At 41.6% G+C, this 26,141-nt stretch carries 25 protein-coding genes; 2 read left to right on the forward strand and 23 right to left on the reverse strand.

The annotated features are described in order from the left end of the window. Positions 1 to 144: 144 nt before the first annotated feature. The 7 genes from SLH55_RS00005 to SLH55_RS00035 all read right to left on the reverse strand — a co-directional run bounded on the left by SLH55_RS00005 (position 145) and on the right by SLH55_RS00035 (position 8,962). A complete protein-coding gene (locus tag SLH55_RS00005) occupies positions 145 to 459 on the reverse strand; it encodes an MTH1187 family thiamine-binding protein (protein ID WP_320322252.1) in 315 nt (104 codons plus the stop codon). Then, positions 459 to 1,565, reverse strand: coding sequence for a hypothetical protein (locus tag SLH55_RS00010; RefSeq protein WP_320322253.1), 1,107 nt, complete (start codon positions 1,563 to 1,565; stop codon positions 459 to 461). Before SLH55_RS00010 ends, SLH55_RS00005 begins: the two co-directional genes overlap by 1 nt. Positions 1,566 to 2,027: 462 nt before the next feature. After that, positions 2,028 to 3,221 carry a M14 family metallopeptidase gene (locus tag SLH55_RS00015; protein WP_320322254.1) on the reverse strand — a complete coding sequence of 398 codons (1,194 nt, stop codon included), beginning with the start codon at positions 3,219 to 3,221 and terminating at the stop codon, positions 2,028 to 2,030. A gap of 99 nt (positions 3,222 to 3,320) precedes the next feature. Then, complete coding sequence (locus SLH55_RS00020; RefSeq protein WP_320322255.1) at positions 3,321 to 5,198, reverse strand: LTA synthase family protein; 1,878 nt, start codon at positions 5,196 to 5,198, stop codon at positions 3,321 to 3,323. Between the two features lie 338 nt (positions 5,199 to 5,536). Continuing rightward, positions 5,537 to 6,505 carry an ROK family glucokinase gene (locus SLH55_RS00025; RefSeq protein ID WP_320322256.1) on the reverse strand — a complete coding sequence of 323 codons (969 nt, stop codon included), beginning with the start codon at positions 6,503 to 6,505 and terminating at the stop codon, positions 5,537 to 5,539. Between the two features lie 5 nt (positions 6,506 to 6,510). Further along, on the reverse strand, positions 6,511 to 6,717 hold the full coding sequence (locus SLH55_RS00030) for a YqgQ family protein (protein ID WP_219169702.1): 207 nt from the start codon (positions 6,715 to 6,717) through the stop codon (positions 6,511 to 6,513). 784 nt (positions 6,718 to 7,501) lie between these two features. Continuing rightward, positions 7,502 to 8,962: a spore germination protein gene (locus SLH55_RS00035; protein ID WP_226673134.1), complete on the reverse strand. Its 1,461-nt coding sequence runs from the start codon at positions 8,960 to 8,962 to the stop codon at positions 7,502 to 7,504. Between the two features lie 141 nt (positions 8,963 to 9,103). Between SLH55_RS00035 and SLH55_RS00040 the strand changes: the two genes are divergently transcribed. After that, on the forward strand, positions 9,104 to 9,982 hold the full coding sequence (locus tag SLH55_RS00040) for a hypothetical protein (protein WP_320322257.1): 879 nt from the start codon (positions 9,104 to 9,106) through the stop codon (positions 9,980 to 9,982). On the opposite strand, the gene SLH55_RS00045 is transcribed toward SLH55_RS00040, so the two are convergent. The 9 genes from SLH55_RS00045 to SLH55_RS00085 all read right to left on the reverse strand — a co-directional run bounded on the left by SLH55_RS00045 (position 9,979) and on the right by SLH55_RS00085 (position 18,212). Next, positions 9,979 to 11,502 (reverse strand): rhomboid family intramembrane serine protease, encoded by a 1,524-nt coding sequence (locus SLH55_RS00045; protein WP_320322258.1) that lies wholly within the window; start codon positions 11,500 to 11,502, stop codon positions 9,979 to 9,981. The genes SLH55_RS00040 and SLH55_RS00045 overlap by 4 nt on opposite strands. A gap of 154 nt (positions 11,503 to 11,656) precedes the next feature. Further along, positions 11,657 to 11,836: a hypothetical protein gene (locus SLH55_RS00050; RefSeq protein WP_320322259.1), complete on the reverse strand. Its 180-nt coding sequence runs from the start codon at positions 11,834 to 11,836 to the stop codon at positions 11,657 to 11,659. A 79-nt stretch (positions 11,837 to 11,915) separates the two neighbouring features. After that, complete coding sequence (locus tag SLH55_RS00055; protein ID WP_320322260.1) at positions 11,916 to 12,701, reverse strand: DUF92 domain-containing protein; 786 nt, start codon at positions 12,699 to 12,701, stop codon at positions 11,916 to 11,918. Next, positions 12,691 to 13,257: a 5-formyltetrahydrofolate cyclo-ligase gene (locus SLH55_RS00060; protein WP_219169693.1), complete on the reverse strand. Its 567-nt coding sequence runs from the start codon at positions 13,255 to 13,257 to the stop codon at positions 12,691 to 12,693. Before SLH55_RS00060 ends, SLH55_RS00055 begins: the two co-directional genes overlap by 11 nt. Positions 13,258 to 13,390: 133 nt before the next feature. Continuing rightward, positions 13,391 to 13,540, reverse strand: a complete 150-nt coding sequence (rpmG, locus tag SLH55_RS00065) for a 50S ribosomal protein L33 (RefSeq protein WP_064091498.1) — start codon at positions 13,538 to 13,540, stop codon at positions 13,391 to 13,393. Between the two features lie 57 nt (positions 13,541 to 13,597). Continuing rightward, the gene (locus tag SLH55_RS00070; protein WP_219169691.1) at positions 13,598 to 14,176 is read right to left on the reverse strand and encodes a hypothetical protein; all 579 of its coding nucleotides are present in this window, start codon (positions 14,174 to 14,176) and stop codon (positions 13,598 to 13,600) included. A 6-nt stretch (positions 14,177 to 14,182) separates the two neighbouring features. Continuing rightward, the gene (locus SLH55_RS00075) at positions 14,183 to 15,190 is read right to left on the reverse strand and encodes a nucleotidyltransferase family protein (protein ID WP_320322261.1); all 1,008 of its coding nucleotides are present in this window, start codon (positions 15,188 to 15,190) and stop codon (positions 14,183 to 14,185) included. Next, positions 15,187 to 17,511, reverse strand: coding sequence for a glycosyltransferase (locus tag SLH55_RS00080; protein ID WP_320322262.1), 2,325 nt, complete (start codon positions 17,509 to 17,511; stop codon positions 15,187 to 15,189). Before SLH55_RS00080 ends, SLH55_RS00075 begins: the two co-directional genes overlap by 4 nt. After that, on the reverse strand, positions 17,508 to 18,212 hold the full coding sequence (locus SLH55_RS00085) for a DUF4912 domain-containing protein (RefSeq protein ID WP_320322263.1): 705 nt from the start codon (positions 18,210 to 18,212) through the stop codon (positions 17,508 to 17,510). Before SLH55_RS00085 ends, SLH55_RS00080 begins: the two co-directional genes overlap by 4 nt. A 343-nt stretch (positions 18,213 to 18,555) precedes the next feature. On the opposite strand from SLH55_RS00085, the gene SLH55_RS00090 reads away from it, so the two are divergent. Further along, positions 18,556 to 18,888 (forward strand): hypothetical protein, encoded by a 333-nt coding sequence (locus tag SLH55_RS00090; RefSeq protein WP_320322264.1) that lies wholly within the window; start codon positions 18,556 to 18,558, stop codon positions 18,886 to 18,888. A gap of 46 nt (positions 18,889 to 18,934) precedes the next feature. On the opposite strand, the gene SLH55_RS00095 is transcribed toward SLH55_RS00090, so the two are convergent. The 7 genes from SLH55_RS00095 to SLH55_RS00125 form a co-directional block, all read right to left on the reverse strand. Beyond that, positions 18,935 to 20,695: a methyl-accepting chemotaxis protein gene (locus SLH55_RS00095; protein WP_219169681.1), complete on the reverse strand. Its 1,761-nt coding sequence runs from the start codon at positions 20,693 to 20,695 to the stop codon at positions 18,935 to 18,937. A gap of 169 nt (positions 20,696 to 20,864) precedes the next feature. After that, a complete protein-coding gene (gene phoU, locus SLH55_RS00100; RefSeq protein WP_219169679.1) occupies positions 20,865 to 21,524 on the reverse strand; it encodes a phosphate signaling complex protein PhoU in 660 nt (219 codons plus the stop codon). A gap of 53 nt (positions 21,525 to 21,577) precedes the next feature. Continuing rightward, on the reverse strand, positions 21,578 to 22,351 hold the full coding sequence (gene pstB / locus SLH55_RS00105) for a phosphate ABC transporter ATP-binding protein PstB (RefSeq protein ID WP_226673145.1): 774 nt from the start codon (positions 22,349 to 22,351) through the stop codon (positions 21,578 to 21,580). A gap of 23 nt (positions 22,352 to 22,374) precedes the next feature. Then, a complete protein-coding gene (pstB, locus tag SLH55_RS00110) occupies positions 22,375 to 23,172 on the reverse strand; it encodes a phosphate ABC transporter ATP-binding protein PstB (protein ID WP_257475173.1) in 798 nt (265 codons plus the stop codon). A 36-nt stretch (positions 23,173 to 23,208) separates the two neighbouring features. After that, positions 23,209 to 24,096 carry a phosphate ABC transporter permease PstA gene (pstA, locus tag SLH55_RS00115; RefSeq protein ID WP_219169676.1) on the reverse strand — a complete coding sequence of 296 codons (888 nt, stop codon included), beginning with the start codon at positions 24,094 to 24,096 and terminating at the stop codon, positions 23,209 to 23,211. After that, a complete protein-coding gene (pstC, locus tag SLH55_RS00120; RefSeq protein WP_257475171.1) occupies positions 24,096 to 25,013 on the reverse strand; it encodes a phosphate ABC transporter permease subunit PstC in 918 nt (305 codons plus the stop codon). The genes pstA and pstC overlap by 1 nt, the downstream gene beginning before the upstream one ends. A gap of 83 nt (positions 25,014 to 25,096) precedes the next feature. Then, positions 25,097 to 26,008: a phosphate ABC transporter substrate-binding protein gene (locus SLH55_RS00125; protein WP_219169675.1), complete on the reverse strand. Its 912-nt coding sequence runs from the start codon at positions 26,006 to 26,008 to the stop codon at positions 25,097 to 25,099. Positions 26,009 to 26,141 lie beyond the last annotated feature (133 nt).

Below are 26,141 nucleotides of genomic sequence, written 5' to 3' on the forward strand. Positions count from 1 at the left end.
CTCACCGCCAGCCCCGCGGAAAGCGAGCACCTGTAGCGGAAATCAACCGCCACTCGCTACATCCAAAAGTAACAATATTTACGAAAACAACCAATTAAAAAGAGTGGGCATTCAATTAGCGAATGCCCACTCTTTTTGCCATTTTTACTTTTCTAATTGACGCTGAATGGAAGACAGTTTCCCTTCCATAGTCGTTTTTTTATCCCTGCGGTCATCAATTCTGATATTGGTTGCCACACGCTGGATGCCGTGTTGGAATGGTGACTCATGAATATCTTGTATCACTTGAAAAAGAATAGGAAGTTCCCCTTCTATGATCGTATTCATGGGAGTAAGCTGAAAACGAATTTTCCCTTCCTCCTCATATCCCTTCAGGATCTTTTGCAGGTCCGCCACATATGAACTTACACTGGGAGATTCCGTTCCAATTGGTATGACTGTTACATCGACAATCGCCATTAACTATCTGCTCCTTCTTCTTTGAGTAGTTGAATGATGTTCGGTTTCTTGAGATCGATTACTTTTTCTAACTGGTTTCCATATAAACAGAACCCTCCATCAGGGGAGCATTGAATGGGCTCTAAAGGGAGATCTTCAAATATCACCTTCTCCTTACCTGAAACTGTGTCCCAGCTCTTTAAAGAGAATGTCCCTGTGTACGTATCAAAGGAGCCTGGTTCGTTTGCCACGAACGTAATCAACCGACCATCCTTTTCTATCATATCATAATAAGGAATTAACCAATCAGAGTAACGGCTCAATAGTTCTACTGTAAATTCAGATTGAATTTCTCCATTGGTATCAATGAACTGATATGTGAACGGCATCCGATCTTCACCTGAATGAACTGATAATAGAGAATCATCGAACTGATTGAAGTGAACACTATCCTCCACAATCATTTCCTTTTCATTATTGAGGATATTTTGAGAAATCAGCGGTGCTGATACACTCAGCTCATTCGAACTCCAATCTTGAAAAAGGATGGAGGATTCTGATTGCCACTGAACAAATGGCTGCTCCACTTCGATGGGATCCATTGTCTTATTCTCCAGGTTTATTTCAAAAACCTGAAAGCTCCAATCTTCGCTGAAACTTGTCATTAACAAAACATCCTCGCTGAATTGATTCCATGAATGAGTCAATTCATAGGAAGGTACATCCTTTTGAAATTGGATCTCTCCCGTTGCATCTATTATGGTCACCTGCGCTGAATATGAAGCAGGGGACGAATGGATGAATATTTTTTTCATATCCGGTGAAATGCTTGCAGTGACATATGAGGAGTTCACTTCATAGATTTTTTTACTGGTGCCATCATATAAGTTGTAGATAAAGAAGGAGGTGACACCCCCCTCATCTTTCACAGTCAGAATTTCAGAGTTAGACAGCCAGCCCACATTTTCAATAAATCCATCGACAGGAAGGTGGTTGGCCATCAATTCTTTCTTCTCAGCACTCACTTTTTCTGAGGGGGGGGTTTGCGTCTCGTCTGACTGACATGCCGGCAACCACAATATGCACAACATCATGAGCATGATCAAGCTTAATTTTTTCTTCTTCATCCTCTTCCCCCCTCCCATTTTATTTCATATTAATTAGTACGTTTTTAAAGCAAAAATGTTTCAAAAATATTAAAAAAACATTACAAAAATTCAAAAAAGTGATGACCAGATGCTCATATATACACCTTTTGGGTCACCACAATATCGGTTACTATTCACTAGGATGATGATTAATTTTACTCCTGATTGCTGATTTCTACAATAGTTATTTATGGAACAAATTCATCGTTTTTTCGAGGGTTTTTTCACCATCCCATTTCTTTTATGTACTGTCATAAATAAAAGCTTTTCAAAAAGATTATTGTTATACATACACAAGATTCGGTTTGAGTATGCTCTGTCATTAGGCTGTGCTGGAGGGTGAAGGGACCTGCTCCGATTTACACGGAAGTTCGGCCAAGCCTCCTCAGCACAAAAAGCGGAGGCGGCTAGCCCCTCGAGGTCAAACCGCCTCCACTTTTGTTAGTACCAGCGATAAATGGAAACAAGGAATATGCCCAGGACGTCCTGGTAGATTTCATCAAATTGAGAAAGGGGTAGCGGATTGATCCCTTTTCCTAACTCCAGGGTGAATCCTGCTTTTTTGAATTCCTTAATGAACCAATCCTTATAGCCTGCGTAGCTGTCAATATATCTGACAGATTCATATCCGCTCACTCTGGTAAAATCAGCTGCAAGTTTGGCGGCATCCGGAGGTTCCAACCCTTCATAACCCCAATAAAACTCTTTCCCCTGGGTATGAATGGCGAGGAGACGATCAAAATTCTCTTGCTGTGCAAGGTTAGCCATTGCGATGGCTTCAGGCTCTGTAAGGGGCTTATATCCTGGGAAATCTCTCGGGGCAGGTGCTTTCTCCTCTTTTCTTTCCTTTTCGATTTCCCATTTGGCAGGAAACTGATTATTCAGATCCACTCCCTTGATATTGGCTTTCCATCCGGTAAAATCCGTGCTGCCCCTATTGATGGCAAGCAGTTCTTTCCTTCTATCCTCCGGTGGTCCAATCAGAACAAGATCCACTCCATCGGGGTTCACCATCGGCACGAATGACACCGTCACATCCCCATAGATCGGCAAGGTCTCTATACCTCTTATTGGGTTACTGTTGGTCAGGGACAGTAAATACTCATTGAGAAACGACATAAGGATGGCGGTCGTGATCCATTCATTTGCATGAAAGGAAGCATTCAATTGAACCTTCTTCTTTCCGGTCCCCACCCGGATTTCCACAAGGTCGTCACCCAGAACACTCTCCCCAACAGACCTTAATCTTATGAAAGGGTAAATCTCTTTTAGGCTTTTAATGTCTTTATGGAGTATTTTAGAATGATATGCCTGTTTTCCTTTGACGATGGGAGTAATAACCCTGGACGGCAAAATGATGGTTGAACCTATTTGCAGTCCATTCGCATTTACGCCTTCATTTAATAGAAGTAAGGCGTCGACGCCAATGTTCCACTCACTGGCGAGTGCCCAAAAGGTATCACCTTTTCTGATCGTATAATTTACTTCCCTAAAACCGGGGAGATCTATTTCTGTACCGATCTTCAATTTATTCGGTTCAACGGAAGGGTTTGAATCGATGATGAGCCCGATCGGGATGTAAAACAGCTGACTGTAATACCAAAGGGTGTCCCCACTGCGCACTTTCACTTTCATGATAGAACCTCCCCATACATATGTCCTTACTTACATGTATGAACAGTTCGAAGTTTCATGACAAAAAAAAGCTTGCGAAAATCTTCGCAAGCCTTTTGTCTATGATTCGTCATTGTCCGTATTTTCATTGTCTCCATAAAAGCGAAGCAGGTCTCCGTAAATGATCTTATCGGAGTACTCGAGCTCATTATTCACCCGCTCTTTAAATGGTTCACAATAGTTCATATCCGTTTTTTCTTCTGTCTCTTTGTCCCAGCATTTTTCTCCAGCATACACGTAGTCTTTCGTGATGAATCGACCGTCTCGAAGTATGGCGAGATCTTCATGTTCCTTGGAGAAGATATCCGATCCAAACTGTATGTCTTCCTTGGTATCGATTCCGAGAAGGTGCATGATGGTCGGCTTCAGGTCAATTTGCCCTGACACTTTGGAAATGATCTTTCCATTCTGACCTGGGATATGGATAATCATCGGTACTTGTTGAAGCTGAGTGCTCACAAATGGTGTGATATCTTTACCAAGATATTGACTCATCGCCTTATTATGGTTCTCAGATATCCCATAATGATCTCCATACATCACGATGACAGAGTTCTCATACAGTCCGGCTTCCTTTAAATCAGTGATGAAGTTCTTCACTGCTTCATCCATATAACGGACCGTTTGAAAATAGCGATTCACTGTACCATCATTGGAAGTATAGGGATCGATCAACTTATCTTCTTCGTCCAAAGTGAAAGGGTAATGATTCGTTAATGTGATCATCTTAGTACTGAACGGCTGCGGCATTTGTTTCATATGCTCTACAGACTGCTTAAAGAACGGGATATCTTTCATACCCCAGTTTACTGAGTTTTCTTCTGTTACATCATAATCCGGTAAGGAATAAAAACGTTCATATCCTAACGAATCATACATAATGTCACGATTCCAGAAACTTTTATTGTTTGCATGCATGGCTGTTGTATAATATCCGTTTTCCCCGAGCTTTTCCGTCATCGACTCAAACTCATTCCCTGAATGGGTAAAGAAAACAGCTCCCCGATTCAACGGGTAAAGGGAGTTGTCCAGGATGAATTCTGAATCTGACGTCTTTCCCTGCTGGGTTTGATGGTAGAATTGATCAAAGTAGTAGCTTTCCCCGATGAAGTCATTCAGGAAAGGCGTGATTTCCTGACCGTTCACTTCACTGTTGATGACAAAGTTTTGCAGTGACTCAAGAGATACAATGATCAGGTTTTTCTCTTTGGCTGCTCCGAACATTTCTTTATCGGGCTCAATGTACCCTGCCCTGACATAGTTATCGATGTCTGCCAGCTCACTTCCATCTGCCAATGCTCTCTGTGCAGAAGATTTGGATTGAAGAAAGATATCGTATACATGGTAATTGTATGTGCCAATATTCTTGACGAGCATTTCACGATCGAATGTCCTTGTAAGTAATTGAGGTCTTTCCGATTCTGCAAGGCCAAGGTTAAAGAAAACAAGGGCTGTCGCCACCAGGAAATAAGCCCGTCGGTTGGCCCTGGAGTAATTCTGTAAAGAAAACCAGGTTGGCTTTATTTTAATGATGAGAATTAACATGATCACATCAGAGAAGTAGAATATATCCTTCCAGCTCATGATGGCGCTGGCACTTGTGCCTAAATCAGAGAAGTTGCTCGTTTGAAAGAGGACAGGCAACGTCAAGAAATCGTCGAAGAATCGATAGAACACGACGTTCCCGTACAGGATAAACGATAGGATGAAGCTTATTGAGATAATATAACGGGTACGTGATTTATCCTTCTTAAGGAGTAATCCTATTCCAAAGATGAATAGTAAGAAACTTAGCGGGTTAATAAAAAGAATCAGTTCCTGGAGTGTGTTTTCTATCTTTATATCAAAGCTAGTTTTATAGACAATATACGTTTTGATCCAGAGGAGCAGTGCCGCGATGATGATCAGCGGTACTTTAGGTGTCTTTCTTATATTCATGTACTCAGCCTCCTTGCTACAAACGGTTCCTTCGTATGTAACACTTTCATTATAGTAATGGTAAAATAAGGTAATAATTCGAAGCAATCTTGACTTATATTAATACTTTTTTTACAAAACGTCAAACGCGGTTTCATATTGAGGGCGTATAATAGTTAAAGTCTTATTAACTTACCCATACTATTAGACGATTGAAACCATTAAAAGTTTCAAAAAAACATGATTAATAAAAAACGGTACAATGGTCCGTGGGTTATTTGCACTAACAAAGGCAACAAAAAAAAGAACCTTCCAGTCTGGAAAGTTCTTCTTTTGTCATCATTTTATCACTCATACAATCAGATTTTGTTCTTGACTAACCATGCGGCTCCGATCACTCCGGCATCATTTCCAAGAGTGGCAATACTTAAGTTCGTCGAGGTACGAACTGTAGGAAATGAAAATTGTTCAAAATGTTTCTTGACCGGCTTTAATAAGATATCCCCCGCTTTCGAGACTCCGCCACCGATCACGATTTTTTCAGGGTTCAATCCGTTTCCTAGATTTGCAAGGGATAACCCGAGGTAGAATGCTAATTGATCGACGACAGCAAGGGCAAGTTCATCGGTCTCTCTCGCTGCATCAAAGATGTCCTTCGCATTGATCGTGCCACGGGAGTCTCTCAGCTCTCTAAGTGAGGATTCATCCGCAACAGCATCCAGTTTCTCATTGGCTAAGCGAACGACACCAGTGGCAGAAGCAACGGTTTCAAGACATCCCGTCTTTCCGCAATTACACTGGAAACCACCTTCTGGAACTACTGTGATATGGCCGATTTCACCACCTGCCCCTTTCACACCGTGGACGATATTTCCGTTTGTGATCACACCGCCTCCCACACCTGTTCCTAATGTGACACATACAAGATCCTTGGCACCATCTCCTGCCCCTTTCCACATTTCACCCAATGCGGCACAGTTTGCGTCGTTGTCAATGACTGCGTGCAATCCTGTTTCAACTTCAAGCAGATCTTTTAACGGTGTATTATTCTCCCACCCTAAATTGACCGCTTCGTAAATGATGCCTTTTGCTGTATCGACGGGTCCTGGTGCTCCCATGCCGATCCCGACCAGTTTATCTTTAGTTTGATCCAGTTCCTCAAGCTTTTTATCAATCGCTTTGGCAATATTCACGATGATATTTTTTCCGTTTTCTGATTTATCAGTGGGGATTTCCCATTTATGTAGAAGCTCTCCATATTTACTCAAGAACGCAATTTTTGTTGTCGTTCCCCCTAAGTCCACTCCAACCAACCATTTTTCTGTCATTTATATCACCTGTCCTGTTTTTCTTTTTCAATCTCTATTTCATGTCGCAACAACAATAAAGCAGTCTGAAAATCACGGGTTTCAATTAGCTGGGATTGATAGAGTTCCTTTAGTTCGCCTTCCATTAGCTGCAGGTCGGAAAGACGATGCCCAACATATATAATGGTTCCGTAACTTTTTAGTAACTGTTGGATATCATAAATCGTTTTCATGCCATACACCTGCTTTCAAATCTTCACTATAAAGTATAAGTGAAAACCGCTTTCTTCTCAATCAAAAACAAAGATTATCGTTATTCCATACTCTGTTAATCAGCGTGTTTTTCAAGATGAGGGGAACTAGTTCTTCAAAAGCAACAATCTTTGCAAAAGGCTGTTTTCGTAAACATTGTTGCTTTTGGATGTAGCGAGTGGCGGTTGATTTCCGCTACAGGTGCTCGCTTTCCGCGGGGCTGGCGGTGAGCCTCCTCGGCTGCGCCTGCGGGGTCTCACCTGTCCAGCGTTTCCCGCAGGAGTCGAGCACCTTCCGCTCCAATCAACTATACAGAAGAAGTGTTTTACAAACCCAAAGGAAATGTGGAGATCGCGTATGCAACTGCTTTTTCATTCGTTGCAGTGACTGATTTTATTTCATAGTCCCTTACTCTTTTTGAACTGATGGTCACAAACCATTTTGCTCTGTCAACTACTTACTACTTTAGAGGGTGAAGGGAACTGCGTAGACTCCTACGGAAAACGGGCGTGCCGAGACCCCGGAAGCGGTTTTTGCTGAGGAAGCTCGGCCGAACGTCCGTGGAAAGCGGGACTGTTCCCTTCACCCTCCTGCACCACAACTTAATTGACAGAGCATCGTAAATCTTAGTTTATATGCAAATAGCAACAATCTTTGCGAAAACAGCCTTGCAAAAAGAGACTTTTTAAAAGAGCACTACCATTGCAAATAAAAAGAGATTCCCTTAAAGGTTTATCCAATAAGGAAATCTCTAATCTATCGTTTCTACCGGTCCGGGTCTTTAGGATGAAGAAATCTCGGACGCCTGTTCTTAAGTGGCATGGGTGAACGAAGAAATACGTCCCTGAATGCCCTGAAGTTGAATGGGATGAATGGCCACATATATGGAATGCCAAAGGAGTTCATCCTTGAAAGCATGATGATCCATAAAAATATCCCTATCACAAATCCGTAAACCCCGAATAGTGCAGTACATATCAGTAGGTATATTCTCACGAGGCGGTTGGCCAGACTCATTTCGTAACTTGGAGTAGAGAACGTACCGATTGCAGCAATTGCCAGATAAAGGATGACTTCATTGATGAATAGACCGACCTCCACCGCAACCTGGCCGATCATCAATGCGGCCACGAGACCCAGGGCAGTTGCCAGAGAAGATGGAGTATGAATGGCCGCCATCCTCAATATATCGATTCCGACTTCAATAATTAAGAATTGAAGGAACAATGGAACTTCTCCCACATCATTCGGTCCCACATATTGAAGTGCTTCCGGCAGGAGTTCGGGGTGAATCGCAAATAAATAATATAGCGGCAGCAAGAAGATTGACGACCATACGGCAATGAACCTTACGAATCGGAGATACGCTCCTACAGAAGGTTTATTCCTGTACTCCTCGGCATGTTGAAGATGATGCCAAAAGGTCGTCGGGGTGATCATGACACTCGGGGAGCCGTCCACCATAATCAGGATATGACCTTCGTAAAGATGTGCTGCCGCTGTATCTGGCCGTTCTGTGTACCTTACCAATGGATAGGGATTCCAATGACGCCCGGCGATGAACTCCTCGAGCGTCTTCTCACCCATCGCAAGTCCGTCTGTATCGATCTTTGAAAGCGCATCTTTGATTTTATGCACCAGGTTCGGATCGGCGATATCTTCTATATAACTGACAACGATATCGGTCTTGGATCTTCTCCCAATCTGCATGTATTCCATGCGAAGAGAGGGATCGCGAACCCTCCTTCTCGTCAATGCGGTATTAAAGACAATCGTCTCGACGTACCCGTCCCTTGAACCCCTGACAACCCGTTCGATATCCGGTTCCTGAGGTCCCCTTACCGGATAGGTCCTCGCATCAATCATAATGACCTTGTCGATTCCGTCCACTACCAGGGCTGTCGGACCCGCTAATACTAAATCAATCACCTGATTCAAGTCATCTACTTGTTCAATCTCTATATAAGGAATGTACGTCTTCAATAACTTCTCTAACGTATCTTCTTCCAATTGTTCAGGACTGAGCCCCGATAAGAGCTTCATTAAATAATGCATGATATCGTCTTTTACAAAGCCATCCACTAAAAACATGGCCATTTTTCGCTCAGCATACTCCAGATCCAATTGAATGACATCAAAGCTCTTGTCCACTGCTAAGGTGTCCCTTAAATAATTGGTGTTTTCTTCAATCTGAGTAGAGACAGGCTTTTTCTTTTCGTTTGACATTAGCCTTCACTCCCAATACCTTTACATGAATTTCCATCTTTACCATCCTAGACAAGGTAACCGGAAATCATACATCGTATCATATTCAAATACAGATCTACATACTATGTACTAAATGGACAAACCACTGGGGTGAACAAAATGAAACATAGGTTGAAAGAAGCAATGCCCTTCTTGATCATCATGTGTCTAGTCACTCTCGGCATTCAATACATTTACAAACCACAGACAGAAGAAAGTATTATTTTTTTTCCGATCAATGAAAATGTTTCCTACGAATCAGCGGCTACGATCCTCATGCTTGAGCCGAAGAAGAAGAACGATCATTACGAAGTGGACTGGAAGGTATCTTCAAAGCTTGATACACCGGCTTATTTACGTCAGGATGTCGGCTTTTTATATATGAACGGGAGATTGAAGGGGCTCATGAATGAATGGGAACAGGATACAGATCAAATTGTGGAGCAATCCACAATAAAAGGCAAGGAAAGCAGTCTCCTACAAGCCGTATCTTTCCATTATTCCGAGATACATGAATCCGACACTGATTTCACCAGTGCCCAGAAAATGTCCGAAGATACACTGTATGTGATCGATTCCAATTTCAGTCCCCTAAATGCTTTCAGACAACCGGGGACCGAAGCGGAAAACGAGTGGAAGGGAATCCTCGACAAGGTGACGAAACAACAACTTGACTACTTATGGGAAAAAGGGATTTCTTCAATGGGGATACAGATCAAAGACTATACTTCCTTCCCTTTGACCTCACTTCCTATGTACGAAAGCCGCCCATTGGAAGGATTCACCAAACAGGAATGGGATCGCCTGGTCGGAAATCTGTGGGAGGGTCTGTATAAAAACTATTATCTCGGAATCAAAAAAGAGGACGGCTCTGTCGTGGAATCCATCGACAGTGCCATCCCGCTTATATTGGTGAAAAAGGATAAAAAGGAAGTCCTTGTGCTGCTGATTGATCAAAATGGGGATGCTTCCTTACTCAGACAACTGATTTCCATTTAAAGGTTTCCCTGAAGTTCTTTATACAGCTTCTCATAATTTCCATCTTGCCTATTTAGCTCATAGGCTTTTTTTGCATGAAGGAGAGCCTCTTCCTTTTTACCAGAATCAATCAGAATCAATGCCAGATTGTAGTGAGCTTCATGAAAGCTTTCATCTTCTTCTATGGCCGCCATCAAATGCTTTTCGGCGGCTGCTAATTTATTCTGTTTGATTTCAGCATACGAAAGATAGAAAAATGTCTGGGCATTTGGCGAACCTTCCTCAACCACCGGGATAAGGAGCTTCTCTGCTTCCTCCCAATTTCCATTCGATATCTTTTCCTGGGCCACCCCATTGACTGTATCGACATCCCATGTCGCGGAATCCGTTACGATCCCTTGCCATACCAATATACCTATGAGCAAAAGGCTTCCCACAAGGAATGATATCTGCTTAAGGGGACGGACATTGTGTGGAAGACTGACGATACCGGCTACAAGAAATCCCCCTATCAATCCGCCTAAATGACCAGCGTTATCAATGCCTGGAAGGGAGAATCCAAGGGCCAGATTCAATAAGATCACACCAATGATGTTCGGGCCCATTGTTCGAAAAAAAGTGCTGGGATGCAATACACCAAAGTAAAGGAGAGCACCGAAACACCCAAAGATCGCTCCGCTTGCCCCGGCTGATAGATTGGAAGTGAACAGGAAGCTGGCAAGAGTACCAGTCACTCCCGACAGCAAGTAAATGACAACGAACCGGGTCCTTCCGAACATCTTTTCCACTGCCATCCCCAAATAATAAAGCGCCAGTGTGTTCATCAAAAGATGCAATAATCCTATATGAAGGAAGATAGGGGTCACGAGGCGCCACCACTCTCCTTCGATCATAAGGGGGTTATACTTCGCACCGTATTCTATGAGCGTTTCCGGGTCCTTGCTTCCTCCATTCAGTTCAAGGATAAGGAACATGATGACTTGAACGGCAATGAAGAAATAAGTGAAAAACGGCTTACCCCTCTCGAATAGCTGTCTCTCCTTCTGAACTTGCCGTTTAGATGACGTCAGGGTCATGTTCTTGATCCAATCGACATTCGCTTCCAGTATTTCAGGGGGAAGTTCCCATTCTCCTTCATTGAATAAAGGATCCCCTTTCAGCATTTCAACACTTTTTTCACCATGAAGAAGCATAGGCTGAACCTTTGTCTTTCGATGCTCCACAGGAACCCGAAGTAAATCAGGATCACCATCGACGGGAGGATAGGTTGATATGTAGAGGTTTTTTATTGTCAGTTGCCTTTTCCCCAGGGATTTTCTTATTTTCTCCCCATTTACGGTAGTCATTTCCAAATCCCGCTTGACCCAGTTACCCCAATCCAGGTCCCTTTTGACGATCCGGATGATATTTGCCTCTTTCACCCTCGAATTTTCCAGCCATATCTCATCCTGATTCTGAGAAAGATTGAGTATCCGATATTCTTTATATTCCACCAGATGGTGAGCCGCTTTCCAAAATAAATAATGATAACGTAAATCCACAACATCCACTACTTTCTTATAAACTCTTTTACCACTCCCAGAGTCTTAATCTTCATATATGTATATATCCTTACTATACCGAACCTGTTTTTAAGGTGTAAACAAAAAAGACTGCAGAGTGAGGACATTCCCTCCCTGCAGTCATCTTTATGAATCAAGACCGAAATGCACCTTGGATAAATTTCGAGCGGATTCCCGGCACGCCCATTGCTGCTTTTACGGCAAATTTTCGAACGAGGAAATTCCCTAATAACAGGTTCAATAATCGATATCGATTTGGAACAAGAAAGAGAACCAAACCGCCAAGTACTAACCATTTTGTCCATCCGTTCATCATGATCCCTCCTACTAGTAGTTTGGATCATATCTGATCAGCTTATCCAATAAATTTTTTTTGCATTTTCCGTTTTTTCCTATCTCCAATAAAAGAGAAGAAGGATCACACCTGCCATAAGGCTTGAAAGGGCATTGACAAGCTCATTATTCATCCAGAAGCCCTTCGTCCTTTCAGTCTGCTTACCACAGTGGACAGTGGATTCTGTATGAATCCCACACACTCTACACCTGAAATCCAGTTGGACGAAAGCACCCAGCAGAGTATCGATAATGTTGCCGAGAAATCCAGAAACAGTGATCAGCATTAAGCTTATAAAATCCATACGGTCAAACATTAGGAGTGCCGTCAGGGAAATAATGACTGACCCTATGACAGCTGCTGCAGTACCAACAAGAGAAATGGCTCCCGATGTGCCTTTGGGAACTCTCTTGAATGATCTTATAGAAAAAGGGGATTTATGACTGAGCGGGCCAATTTCAGAGGCCCACGTATCTGAATTGGCACCTGCTATCGAAGCGGCAAAAGCAAATGTAAAAACCTCTTCCCCAGTCAAGCTGAACATCAAGGCAAACAGGGCAGCAGGACCGCCATTTGCCAATACCTGCTGCCAATCCCTTATGGACGTCTTAGCCAGCCGGTCCTCTATTCCAACCTTGGCTTTCTTAAATAGATGAGACCATATGCTTGATGACAAGAAGAAAACGCCCAATACAAATAACCCCTTGAAACCATATGCGTTCCCAATGAAAAGACCGATCACCACTGCCATCACAGCACCTGATGAACTTAAATTCTTTGTCTTCCATCCACCTATGGAAATGGCGAGAATAAAGAGAATAAGAAAAAAAGATTCAACCGTCACAATGTATCCGTCGCTTTTCCGTGAGAATAGTGGAAACCTTCATATCGAAGGGTTCCACCGGCAGTGTATCGACTATTTGTTCTTCAAATGCAAGAGACATGGTTGATCCTGTATAGGCGGAAAGCAATCGATCATAGTAACCTCCGCCAAAACCAAGCCGGTAACCCGTAACCGTATAACATAAGCCCGGGACGATCATTAATTCAATCGATTTGTTTTGAACAGCCGTGGACTTTTCAGGGACCGGTTCATATAAATTAAAGTAGGATTGTTCCAATTGATGAAAATGATGCAATTGATAAAAGATCATTTGCCGATTCTTCGGGAGACACTTAGGTACAACGACTGTTTTCCCCTCTTCCCAGCCTCTTTGAATGATATTCCAAGTGTTCATTTCCGGAGGATTTGATAAGGTTAGCGCAACCGTTTGGCTATTCTGCCACTCAGGAGATTGAAAGAGGCGCTGTTCGATTTGAAAACATTTTTGTTGGAATGTAATTTGATCAATGGACTTCAATATTTGCAGCTGAGATTTCCGCAGCTCCTTTTTAGACATACGATCCCTCCATGGCCTGTAATCATACTCTATTTTAATCGATTTCCTATGTAATTGCGATGCGCCCCTAGGTTATCACACAGGCATTCACCTAATAAAGCATAAAAAAAAGCAGCGGATAAAATCCGGCTGCTTATTTCGTTTCGCGGTGAAGAGTCACACGCTTTAATTTCGGGCAATATTTTTTTAGCTCTAAACGATCTGGGTTATTACGCTTGTTCTTAGTTGTAATATAGTTACGCTCACCAGTTTCTGTGCAAGCCAAAGTAATGTTTACACGCATTATAATTTCCCTCCAAACATATACATCATCTACTATTCATACGACTTTTCTATAATATCACTTTTCTCTTGGAAATGCTAGTCCGTTTTTTATTCTGTCGCTTAAATTTGAGACCTCTTCTTCCATAGCCCCAACAATAGCATATACTTTCCCCTGTTTCACTTCAAAAGGCTTGAAAGAAAAGTCAAGCATGTACACCATCATATTCCGGCCATTGGTGATGGGATAGTAATATAAGCTTCCATTACTCAAGGATTTCTTCCATAACTTAAGTCCTTTCAGATTAAGTGGATAAATGGTTTTCTTTACAGATTGGGCACAGGAAACGATATTGGTAATCGCAACATGTTTGCCACTGTAATTCCAGAATGTATCCTTTGTCAGCGAAAGTACCCCCACCCCATCTTCTGCGCATGCAAGCCACTCAATCAGAAAGAATACCTTTAATTGACGGTCTTCTTTTGAAGTGTTCTCCATTTCGAATAAGCAGGAATCCCCCCATCCCTCAACTTCTTCCCTCACACTCACTTTAATGTCATTAAGGGCGTGTGATTGACCGGATATGGGCACATAGTCATTTTTCTTACTCCAGGCTATCCCTTGGATATGGAATGTACGTATAGGATTATCCTTCATTAGCCTCTACACCTTTTGCCAGATTTTTATTTTCTTTCCATAATACCTTGCAAGCTCCCTTGCAAGATTCCGTCTATCTGCCTTGGAGTATATGATGAATCCTCTATTTGGATCACTGATAATCTTCGTCCTCCCCCCATCTCTATGATCGAACACGATCTCTTTCTGGTTGGAGGAAGTGGGAACCGTCTCAAGCAGTTTTGCTAACACCACCGGTTTTTTTCCATTTGGGCACGCCACCTGAAGCCGGGTGATGAAAGGCTCCATAAAGTCCCTTGAATGGTGGTACGCTTTTTTGAAAGAAGGGGGAGAGAAATGTCCCCTCATCAGATCGTCCCTTGCACCCTTGTATTCTTCCGGGTTGCCGATATCCCGCCAATATGCACTGGTCTTGAACACGTATACTTCTTCATTGTTTTGAAGCATCAGTGGTATGAAATCCTGCCCAAAGTCCCTGGCACCGGTATGGGCATAGCGATCAAGCAGCATCGGATCCATCATATATACACCAGTATTGACCTCATTCCCGACCCACTCTTCAGGTTTTTCGATGAAGTTGACTAATTTTCGGGTTTCATCTGTATGACAGATCCCGTATTCTTTCGGATTTGCCACTTCCTTAGATACTACTGTCATGACCGCTCTTTTCCCATAATGGAATTCTATGACCTTATCAATGGGAATATTGGTAAATGCATCGCCGCTTAAGACAAGGAACGGTTCACGCAACCTGTGTCGGGCGAGGAACAAACCACCGGAAGTACCAAGAGGGGACCTTTCTTCCAGGTAAGTAATATTCACATTGAACCGTTCCCCATTTCCGAAGTATTCTTTAATGGTTTCACTTTTATAACATGTTGTAATCAGAATGTCTTTTATTCCATAAGACCTAAGGAGATCAATGCTATATTCAAGAATCGGCTTATTCAGGATCGGTACCATGGGCTTTGCAATGGACATCGTGTAGGGCCTTAATCGCTTCCCTTCTCCACCTGCCAATATGACCGCCTTCATCTTTTTATGCCTTCCACTTTGGATTGAAGAAGGACATCTTCATAGACATGAATGGTCTGGTCTGCAATCCGATCCCAACTGAACATGGATTTTGCCATTTTAAATCCAAGTCCGCCTAATTGTTCCGACTTTTTAGGGTTTTCAATTAACGAAACCAATTGGGTGTAGAGACTCGTCTCATCTTTCGGTTCAAATAACAAGCCGGTCTGTTCATGTTTTACGATTGATTTCAATCCACCCGTATTGGATGCCACAACCCCTTTACGGAACGCCATTGCCTCTAAAGCTACGATCCCAAAGGGTTCATACAAACTAGGAAAGATAACAGCCAGACAATTTTTCAAATAGTCGTTCCGTTCCCGATCAGAAATGTACCCGACGAATGATACGGTATCAGAAAGTTCATCCTGGATGACAGTCTGACGATAATGTTCGAGCATCGGACCCTTCCCGGCTATGACAAATGAGATGTCCCGGCCTTCCTTCTTTAGCCTTGATGCTACCCTGATGATGGTATCAAAGCCTTTCTCATGCACCATTCTTCCGATTGAAAAGAAATATGGTATCTGGGGCTGCTGAGAATCATACAAAGAAAACTGATCCAGTTTCTCCAGTTCCACACCATTCGGTATCACAGCAATTGGCGCATCAATGGTGAATAAGCTTTTAATTTCTTCTTTCATATGCTCACTGCATACGATTAGATGATCCGATGCAGAAATGAGTAGCTGTTCTTCTCTGTGAATCTTATGTTGCAAATCGGTATAAATCCCTTGGTTCCTGCCATGTTCAGTGGCATGGATGGTAGTGATGAGCGGAAGGGAGTAGTATTCTTTCAGCTTCATTGCCGATGTTGAAACAATCCAGTCATGGGCATGAATATGTGTAATCCTTTCATCTTTTACTAAGTCATGAGCGTAATGAATGAATGCCTGATTCAAATCGAATACCCATTTAAAGAAATCTTCTTCATAAGGGTGCAAGGGATGCACCCGATGAATCGTGACCCCTTCCATCTTCTCCAGGGGAAGTGTATCATTTGCTTTGGTTGTAAGGACATGTACTTGCTTTCCCTTTTTCACAAGGTTATTGGCTAAATCATACACATGCCTCGATAATCCGCCGACGATATTAGGTGGGTATTCCCATGAGAGAATCAGGACTGAATCATACTTCCCTTCCACCCCATCGCGCGTACCTGCATTAAGCTTCTCCAATACTTCATCAGAAGGAAAAGGGACCAACCTTTTCCGATGAAGAAGGAAATGATCATCCTTCCGGCCGTCCTTGACTTGCTCAAACAAGGTGTCAAAATGAATGGTTGATACTCCATCCTCCTCATTGAACCCTTCCAGAGATGATACCCATTCTCTTATGAGCTGATGAGTCCACTCAGCCTCATCTGTCATGCTCACAATGTTCTCCAACTGCTCCTCCATGCGATGAATCTTCCTACTATTTCTTATAGAGGCATCAGGCATAATTGGGATTTGCTTCTCCATCCCAAGATATCCGAATCCCACTCTTGATAGAGAAGTAGGTTTTTTCATATGGGTTTCCAGTTCATGATGCAAGCTCCCATCATCCAGCTCGGTTAATGCATCATAGTCTGTAAGCTCTTTAATCTGAAGGATGGAAAGCGGGAGATCGCTTTCTATTCCCTCCTCTATTGTACTTTCTGAAATAGGGAGAAGCTTCAATCCCCTTGGTGTCCTGATGACCCCACTGTCGTGTTCTTTCTCACTATGTTCGTAGGAGAAGGAAGATATAAAGCTATATTGTATTCCCTGCTGAGTAAGGTAAAGGTCAATACCCGGAACATAAGCGGCTTGAGGTAACCAGAATCCTTCCGGTATCATCTGGAAATATTGCTTGAACAATAACGTACTCATCCTTACCTGGGATTCTATCGCTCTTGGTGTCCGGAAATGAGTTAATGGAAAAGGACTGACCGTCGTAGGAATAATCCTTATTTTCCCTTGTACTGCGAGCTGTTTGTATGCTTGTACGAAATTCATTTCGCAGGTTGACCACTGTGAATAGATGAGCTGCCACTTCTGTTTATCACGTAGGCCTGATTGCAGTAGATTTGCCTGGATCATTTCAGTTGACCGCTCTTTAAACTCCTCACTCATATAAAGGGAAAGAAAGAGAGGATTTAATACCACAGGAATGGAATGTCCGTCATGCCTTTCAAGAAATTCGATTAATTCACTATTCTCCATAAGTAATGAAAGAAGAGCTTCTTCCTTTTCATAAATATCAGAGAATGGAAGTTCATTGAACTTTGGGTAAACAATGATATTTGAAAGTGCCGTCATGCCTTTTCCCCTCCATTCGTTACATAATACGAATACGTGCTCACATGTTCGACCCACTTCGGTTCCTTAATCAATCCCTGCTCATATTCTATAAGTTCTTTCATACTATGAGACTCCTGATGATGAGATGTTCTTGGTGTATGAAGAACATTGGAACGGGTGAATGCAACGAAGTCACCTGAAGAGAGCCGTAATCCGATTTCCATGCAGTAACTTCTATTTTCTTTCAAACCATTTACGAACCAATCACTTTCAGTAAATGGTACGTAGGAGTCCGAATGGTGATGTTGATTATGTCCGTTAAAGGAAATAGAGGTAATATCATATAATCGAAGAACGAATGGCTGAGGATCGGATTTCATCTTAAAATGTTCCTTTACCAGTCGGATCCATTCTTGTGATATATTCCAATGACAATAGATTCTCGAAGAAGTTGAAAACATGATCGTCAACTCTGTAGCTCGTGGATTCTTTGCCCTTTGCTTTGGCATCCGCCTGCCAAATGAAGCTCTTCCGACACGTTTTTTAGGTATATCCTGCTCCATCAACACTTTAGCCGTCCGGGGTTCCTGTTTATTCTCCAATGCTTTCTGGTACTTCACCCATTGATACTGAACTTTTCCAACGGTCGTATTCAGTTCTTTGGCAATCTTTCTGAAAGACACTCCTTGTTCCTTCAATTTAATGATTTCTGTTATCAAAACAATTCCTCCCAAAGAGTAAACATATATTATATGATCCCAATCTAAATATTATGACAATTATTCTTAAATTTATCGTAACACCGTATTGAAAAACCTACAATAAACGCATTTTGTCGTATCTTGTTAAATGCAGTGATAATAGGATTCATCCTGCATTTTTTTTGAGATTTATTATTCTGAAATGATAATAAAGCGATTACATTTTAATAGCGACATTTTTCTTTCGTTGTTTTCGACAAAATATTGGATTATCCCACAATTTCATCCTGCTGCCATATAGAGTTAGAGCCCTAACTGTGCTATAAATAAAGAAGGAAAAAATACAGCATGGGGTGATATAGTGAATTTACTATTCATTGGATTAGTAAGCTTCTCTATCCTGTTACTAGCACTTTCGTTTTTCCAACGGGATCGGTATAGTGATATTGAAAAAGACATGGAAGAACTATCGATGAATGTCCTGCAGGAGAACTATAAACTGAAGAAGCGGATAAGTGTACTGGAGGAAGAGTTGATGATGGATGGAGAGATAACATTTCAAAAGAATCCTGTTAACGAAATCATAAAAAATCAGGTGATTTCACTCCATAAGCAGGGCGTGAACGTGGACCAGATTACAAAGCAATCCGCATTATCCAAACAAGAAGTCCTGTCCGTCATTAAAAACTCTTAAGTCGGATAAAATAAAAAAACGGCCAACTCCGGAGTTGGCCGTTTTTTTACATCTTAAATGTCTTAACCAATTCAGAAAGCTGATCTGCTTTTTGGATTAGATCATCCGATTGCCCATATAACGTTTCAATCAAACTATTTTGTTCCTGGACTGAAGAATTGATGGTAATCGTACCGTTGTTAAACTCTTTGCCGACAGCAGAAACGCTTTGAAATGCTCCTTGAATATGATTCATGTATTCTTTTAATAGCTCCAGGCTGCCTGAAATATCCGTGATATTTCCGTCCATACCAGAGACTTGTTCCTTCATCTCCTTAAAATGATCTCCTGTCGTTTGAATGTACTCCTTCCCGATACCCAGCTCTTGATATCCATCTTTTAAAGAACTGGAAACTTCATTGGATATATGTTGAACATTCAGAACGCTATGGTTCATTTCGACCAATGAGGAATCTACGTCTTGTGCCAACTTGCGCACTTCATTTGCAACTACAGAAAATCCTTTACCAGCTTCTCCGGCCCTCGCAGCTTCAATGGAAGCATTGAGTGAAAGTAAATTGGTCTGATCGGCAATTTTCTTTATGATTTTTGTCAGGTTGCTGATATCGGTTGCGCTCTTTTCTAATCTATCCAGAAGATCATATGTTTTCTTTATTTTCTTATACACCATTTCAATTTGGTCTGTTGTAGAATTCATGGATGCGAATCCATTTACTGCGATTCCTTGCATGTACGATGAGAGCTCTGACAGGGAGTGCCCATTCATTTCCACTTGAGTGACCTGATCATTGAAGGTCTGATACTGATAATTCAGTTGATGTGCTGCTGCCACTTGATCATCGGAACTGATCGATAAACGATACATTGAATCGGATACCTGGTGACTAGAGGCATTGATGGAGTCTGCGAGAGTTTTTATGTGCTGGCTATTGCTCTGGACCGTTGAAGACCCGTCTTTGATCGCGAACACCAGCTCCCTTAAACGCTCTACCATATGGCTGATAGAGTAGTTTAACTGACCAATCTCATCTTTGCTCCTGGTAGGGGGAACCGATTGGGTTAAATCACCCTGTGCGACAGCTTTGGTAACGGTAAGGATTTTCCCTATGCTCCTATTTATCTTGTTTGAAACAAACGTTACGATGAAACCACTCACGACCAGGGAAAGTACCACAAAACCAATCAACCAGAAAAAAAGTGAGTTCATATTATTTTCAGTCGTCTTCATAACAGAATTTTGCCGCTCGAGGGTGCGCTCTCTTATCTTCAATAATAATTCATTATTTTCATCTCTAAGAACACTTATTTGTTTCCGGGCATTTGTATAAATATCTTCATCCAAGCGAACGACAGCTGGAGCAATTTCTTTGATGAACAGTTCATCGATCATGTTATTATGCTGAGAGAATGTCCGAATCAGTTTTTGATCTTCCTTGTCCAGATCTTTCAGGATTTTATTTGTCTTCTCGTTAAGCTCTACCCTTAATTTACGATATTCTTTCACATCTCCATCATTTAAAAATGTTATGTAATCGGCAATCCGAATATCCTTCGCATTTATAAGCCTGCTTAACTCTGTGATTTCAACAGAGTGTTCCCCTGTACCCTTCATAAATCGCATATCCTGCATCAAATGATTCAAACTGAAGAGCGCCAAGCCCACGCATGATATAAACAGCATGGCATTCAATAGGAACGTGTAGGCAAGTTTATTTCTTATTGAATGATGGTATGACATCCGGGCTAAAAATCGATTTTCTTTCATTCTCAGTACATATTTCCTAAAGGGAATAGATATTTTCAGCATTGTATCCTCCTGTATGTAAAACTTTATATCTATTAAGAATATGTACCAAAATACCCATTTTTTCTATAGATTCGACATTATCTTAATATAATCTTTACAAATTGAACCGAAGGACTGTTAATAGAAACAAAAAAAACGTCCCTTCTTCATTTGAAGGGACGCAAAAAACTTAGTTATTTAAATCAAAACGTTCGCCAGTGACTAAGAAAATGACATTTTCACAAATGTTCGTCACATGATCCGCTACGCGTTCGATATATCTGCACGTAAAGGCCAGTTGAGTGATTTGGCTGATTTCATTTGGATAGTTCGGAATATAGGTCATCAGTTCTTTAACTAATTGACCGTATAATTCATCAACCTCATCATCCCGATCCGCTACTTTTTTCGCCATGGAAGCATCCTCTGTATAGAAAGCCGTCAACGCTTCTTCAAGCATTTCTTCAGCAATCGAGAGCATTCTAGGGATTTCTTCAATCGGTTTGATCAATTTTTGATTCCCTATATGCAGCGTAGACTTCGCGATATTCGTCGCCATATCCCCGATTCGTTCGATTTCCGAACAGATTCTTAATGCCGAGATGATTTTTCGCAAGTCTGTCGCAACAGGTGATTCTTTTGCGATTAATATAATGGCAAGGTTGTTAATTTCATTATCATATTGATTGATCACGTGATCCTTTTTGATGATTTCCTCTGCCTTTTCAATGTCTTGTGTCTTTAAGGCGACCACAGACTCTTTTAAAGACGTTTTAGCAAGATCAGCCATATCAAAAAGCTTGTCTTTCAACTCTTTTAAATTGTTATCAAAATTTCTTCTTATCGCCATACTTATTCCCCTTTGCTAAGTAATGATGAAGAACCTTTTTTAATCTGTGCGTATTATCCAAATCGACCCGACACATAATCTTCCGTTCTTTTGTCAGTGGGATTAGAAAATATTTTATCGGTTTCATCTAATTCAATCAAGTCCCCTAATAGGAAAAATGCCGTTTTATCAGAAACCCTGGCTGCCTGCTGCATATTATGAGTGACAATCACAATGGTATATTGTTTCTTTAGCTCACCGATCAACTCTTCAATTTTGACGGTGGAAATCGGATCCAATGCAGACGTTGGTTCGTCCATCAATAGGATGTCAGGTTTGGTAGCGAGCGCTCTGGCAATGCAAAGCCGCTGTTGTTGACCACCTGAAAGGCCCATGGCCGGGGCATCCAATCGATCTTTTACTTCATCCCATAACGCAACACTCTTTAAAGTGGACTCGACAATTTCATCAAGCTCTTTCTTCTTTTTAACCCCATGTACTTTCGGTCCGAATGTAATGTTGTTATAGATGCTTTGAGGAAACGGATTCCCTTTTTGGAATACCATCCCGACTTTCTTCCTCAATTCAACCAAATCAACTTTGTCGGAAAGGATATTCGTTCCGTCATAATTGATTTCACCGGACATTTTTATCCCGGGAACAGAACGATTCATTAGGTTCAATGTTTTGACGAATGTCGATTTTCCACATCCTGATGGCCCGATGATAGCTGTTACCTCTTTATCATATATAGGAAATGTAATATTTTTTAACGCATAGTTATTGCCATACCATAAATTCAAGTCATTAACGTTAAATGCCGTTTTTTTCGTTGTTGCTACTGCCACTCGAAACCCCTCCAACTAAATGATTAACTGAAACGCCCTGAAATGTAGTCTTCTGTTCTCTTTTCTGATGGATTGGTGAAAATCTTTTCGGTTTGATCGAATTCCACTAAGTCTCCATTATAAAAGAATGCCGTTTTGTCAGAAACACGGGATGCCTGCCCCATATTGTGGGTGACAATGATAATCGTGTACTCTTTCTTCAATTCGGTGATCAATTCTTCTATTTTTGCATTTGAGATTGGATCAAGCGCCGAGCAAGGCTCATCCAATAACATGACAGTCGGTTTCATAGCAATCGTTCTTGCAATACATAGACGCTGTTGCTGTCCCCCTGATAGTGACAGTGCTGAAGTATGAAGGCGGTCTTTTACTTCATCCCAAAGTGCCGCTTTAGTCAAACTTTCTTCTACAAGATCATTGAGCACACTCTTCTTCTTAACTCCAGAAAATTTCAGTGCATGAACAATATTTTCATAAATGGACTTACTGAATGGATTCGGCTTTTGGAAAACCATCCCGATCTCTTTGCGAAGAGCTACTACATCAATGTCCTTACCTAGAAGATTGACATCTTCATACATGATTTTCCCCTCTGCGCGGGCGATCGGCACTAGATCATTCATGCGGTTAACCGTTCTTAAGAAGGTGGATTTCCCGCAACCTGAAGGGCCGATTAACGCTGTTACAGCATTTTTTTCGATTTCCATATTAATATTTTTCACTGCGTGATTATCACCGTAATAGAAGTCTAAATTCTGAACATCGATGATGGTCTCTTTTTTGATTCTATCCGCTACTCTTGAAGAGCGCTTCTGTTTCATTTCTAATTGAACAGACATGTACTATCACACCTTCTATTATTTTGTCGCTGTCATTTTATTGTGAATGTAGCTTCCAATGAACCGTGCACCAAGGTTAAAGATCAAGACCGAAAGAATCAAGACGGCTGATGCACCTGCTGCTTTTTCGTCTACATCAGGGATTAAACCTTGAGTATTGACAGACCAAATATGAACAGCCAGGGTTTCAGCCGGTCTGAATAGATTTAAAGGTGATGTAGGTGAAACTGGATTCCAATCCATATAGTTCAACCTGGGAGTCGATAGGCCGGCTGTGAATAATAACGCAGCAGCCTCACCGAATACACGTCCCGATGCAAGGATAGCCCCCGTCAAAATAGATGGGAATGCTCCAGGTATGAGGACGGTTTTCACTGTATGCCAATTGGTGATCCCAAGAGCAAGGCTAGCTTCTTTCAACTCCCGGGGTACTCCCCTGATGGCATCTTCACTCACTCGAACCAATACAGGAAGGTTAAATACCGTAAGTGCCAGTGCTCCCCCTATAATGGTATATCCCCAGCCTGTTGTATTAACAAACACTAATAATCCAAACATTCCGATGACAATAGAAGGCAACGATGCCAATACTTCAATGCATGAACGGATTGTATTCGTGATTTTACCCGGCTTTGCATATTCAGCCATATAAATGCCTCCGCCGACTCCAAGTGGTACCGTAATGATCATAGTGATGATCAAGATATAGAATGAATTGAATAATTGGTCACGGATTCCACCACCGGCGCGAACAGCACTTGATGGGGTTGTAAGGAAATCCCACGTTACGTAAGGAAGGCCCTTAATCAATATATAAGAAAATAGTGCCACTAAAAGCGCAATAATGACCGTTGCTATTCCAATGAAAATACCTGTAGCTATCTTGTCTGCTCTCTTACTATTCATTAGACTTTCCTCCTAGATGATAAGTAGCGGATTAATAAGATAAATACGAAAGACATAATTAATAGAATAAGTCCCATGGACCATAGCGTGTTATTCTCCACACTTCCATAAGTTGTATGTCCCATATTTAACGTAATGATCGTTGTCAATGTTGCCGACGCATCTACTATACTTTGAGGAAGATCTCTGGTGTTTCCGATGACCATCTGAACAGCCAATGCTTCACCAAATGCTCTCGCCATACCTAGTACTACAGCTGTCAATAAAGTTGGCAATGCTGCAGGGATTAATACTTTTCTTATGGTTTGCCATCTTGTTGCCCCTAATGCATATGAGCCATCGCGAAGGCTTTTAGGCAACGAACTCATGGCATCCGTCGCAATGGTCGTGATAGTAGGCAATATCATCACTGATAATACGATCATTCCGGCAAGCAATGAGAAACCGATACCGGAAGTATTCGTTCGAATAAACGGAACCAACACTGTAAGCCCTATAAATCCATAAACAACTGATGGAATCCCGACAAGGAGTTCTACAATCGGCTGCATGATTTTCCTTCCCCATGATGGAGCGATATCTGTCATAAAGATAGCTGCTCCAATACCTAGCGGTGCTGCAACTAAAGCAGAAAGAATTGTAACAGCAAAGGAACCGAAAATGAACGGGAGAGCACCATACATTGGATTCTCGCCTGTAGGCTTCCAATCCGGGCTGGTTAAGAACTCAATTGGACTTACACCATTTTTAATAAATGATTGTAAACCTTTTGAAGTTAAGAAAATGGTAATGGATATTGTTGCGGCAATCATGATGACTGCGCTTAATGTCACTAAGAATCTTCCCTTAAATTCACCGTTCATCCAAGATTTATTACTTTTGATCAGCCTCTTTGAGGCAGGTAGCTTATTTTCCATATCCGTAAACACCCCTAAATACGAGATAATAGGGTAAATGCCCATTCGCATTTACCCTATCAATTTATTTCATTGCAACTCAATTACTTCTTCGTTTGTTTCCCTTCAGCGTCACGTTCTACTTCCATTTTTGTAGAAGCAATGTAACCTTGGTCTTTCAGTAAACCAGTTTGAACATCTTCACTCATCATGTAATCAAGGAATGTTTTAGCTAAACCTTCAGCTTCACCTTTAGTGTAAGAGTGTTGATATGCCCAAATTGGGAAATCACCTTTTTGTACGTTTTCGTCAGTTGGTTTTACACCATCAACTGCAAGTGGAGTTACACTGTCATCTGTGAAGTAAGAAAATGCAAGGTAACCGATTGCTCCTTCAGTTTCGCTGATGATTTTCTTTACAGTGTTTGAAGAATCTTCAGTGATTCCTTCAGCAGGAGTTTCTCCATCAAGACCGAATTTAACGAATGTAGCACGTGTACCAGAAGAATCAGGACGGTTTACAAGTGTGATCTTTTGATCTTTACCACCAAGCTCTTTCCAGTTCTTAATTTCACCAGTGAATACTTTTTTAAGATCTTCTTTAGAAATTTCTTCGATACCAACATTAGGATTAACTGCAGCTGTCATACCTACAACCGCTACTTTATGGTCAACTAACTCGTCCGCTGGAATTCCTTCTTTTTCTTCAGCGAATACATCCGAGTTACCGATTTGAACTGATCCTTCAGAAACTTGGGATAATCCTGTACCAGATCCTCCAGCGTTAACTTGGATATCTGCATCCGGATTTTCTGCCATGAATTCTTCAGCTGCTGCTGCAACAAGTGGTTGCATTGCAGAAGAACCTGAAACTACGATTGAACCAGAAGCTGTTTCTGAACCTTCTTTTTCGTCTCCAGCATTTTCGTCTGTGCTGCTTCCGTTCCCACATGCAGCGGCAAATGCTACTAGCGTTGCGATGATTAAAAGCAGACCGTATTTCTTGAAGTTCTTCATTCTTTAATTCCCCCTAAAATATTGGTTGTTTTGTCCTACGAGTTATAGATTAATAGATGAGTGTTAATTGTGTTTTAATCGATTGTAAAGGTTTTGTAAATTCGACATTTTTCTTCATGATCCCGCGGTTCAT

The sequence above is a fragment of the Rossellomorea sp. YZS02 genome (assembly GCF_033963925.1).
In the GTDB taxonomy this organism is placed as follows: Bacteria; Bacillota; Bacilli; order Bacillales; family Bacillaceae_B; genus Rossellomorea.

What these genes read in the sequence shown, in the direction of transcription:
- SLH55_RS00005 (WP_320322252.1), bottom strand. Translation starts at nt 459, where the DNA reads ATGGCGATTGTCGATGTAACAGTCATACCAATTGGAACGGAATCTCCC.
- SLH55_RS00010 (WP_320322253.1), bottom strand. Translation starts at nt 1,565, where the DNA reads ATGAAGAAGAAAAAATTAAGCTTGATCATGCTCATGATGTTGTGCATA.
- SLH55_RS00015 (WP_320322254.1), bottom strand. Translation starts at nt 3,221, where the DNA reads ATGAAAGTGAAAGTGCGCAGTGGGGACACCCTTTGGTATTACAGTCAG.
- SLH55_RS00020 (WP_320322255.1), bottom strand. Translation starts at nt 5,198, where the DNA reads ATGAATATAAGAAAGACACCTAAAGTACCGCTGATCATCATCGCGGCA.
- SLH55_RS00025 (WP_320322256.1), bottom strand. Translation starts at nt 6,505, where the DNA reads ATGACAGAAAAATGGTTGGTTGGAGTGGACTTAGGGGGAACGACAACA.
- SLH55_RS00030 (WP_219169702.1), bottom strand. Translation starts at nt 6,717, where the DNA reads ATGAAAACGATTTATGATATCCAACAGTTACTAAAAAGTTACGGAACC.
- SLH55_RS00035 (WP_226673134.1), bottom strand. Translation starts at nt 8,962, where the DNA reads ATGTCAAACGAAAAGAAAAAGCCTGTCTCTACTCAGATTGAAGAAAAC.
- SLH55_RS00040 (WP_320322257.1), top strand. Translation starts at nt 9,104, where the DNA reads ATGAAACATAGGTTGAAAGAAGCAATGCCCTTCTTGATCATCATGTGT.
- SLH55_RS00050 (WP_320322259.1), bottom strand. Translation starts at nt 11,836, where the DNA reads ATGAACGGATGGACAAAATGGTTAGTACTTGGCGGTTTGGTTCTCTTT.
- SLH55_RS00060 (WP_219169693.1), bottom strand. Translation starts at nt 13,257, where the DNA reads ATGTCTAAAAAGGAGCTGCGGAAATCTCAGCTGCAAATATTGAAGTCC.
- rpmG (WP_064091498.1), bottom strand. Translation starts at nt 13,540, where the DNA reads ATGCGTGTAAACATTACTTTGGCTTGCACAGAAACTGGTGAGCGTAAC.
- SLH55_RS00070 (WP_219169691.1), bottom strand. Translation starts at nt 14,176, where the DNA reads ATGAAGGATAATCCTATACGTACATTCCATATCCAAGGGATAGCCTGG.
- SLH55_RS00075 (WP_320322261.1), bottom strand. Translation starts at nt 15,190, where the DNA reads ATGAAGGCGGTCATATTGGCAGGTGGAGAAGGGAAGCGATTAAGGCCC.
- SLH55_RS00080 (WP_320322262.1), bottom strand. Translation starts at nt 17,511, where the DNA reads ATGACGGCACTTTCAAATATCATTGTTTACCCAAAGTTCAATGAACTT.
- SLH55_RS00095 (WP_219169681.1), bottom strand. Translation starts at nt 20,695, where the DNA reads ATGCTGAAAATATCTATTCCCTTTAGGAAATATGTACTGAGAATGAAA.
- phoU (WP_219169679.1), bottom strand. Translation starts at nt 21,524, where the DNA reads ATGGCGATAAGAAGAAATTTTGATAACAATTTAAAAGAGTTGAAAGAC.
- pstB (WP_257475173.1), bottom strand. Translation starts at nt 23,172, where the DNA reads ATGAAACAGAAGCGCTCTTCAAGAGTAGCGGATAGAATCAAAAAAGAG.
- pstA (WP_219169676.1), bottom strand. Translation starts at nt 24,096, where the DNA reads ATGAATAGTAAGAGAGCAGACAAGATAGCTACAGGTATTTTCATTGGA.
- pstC (WP_257475171.1), bottom strand. Translation starts at nt 25,013, where the DNA reads ATGGAAAATAAGCTACCTGCCTCAAAGAGGCTGATCAAAAGTAATAAA.
- SLH55_RS00125 (WP_219169675.1), bottom strand. Translation starts at nt 26,008, where the DNA reads ATGAAGAACTTCAAGAAATACGGTCTGCTTTTAATCATCGCAACGCTA.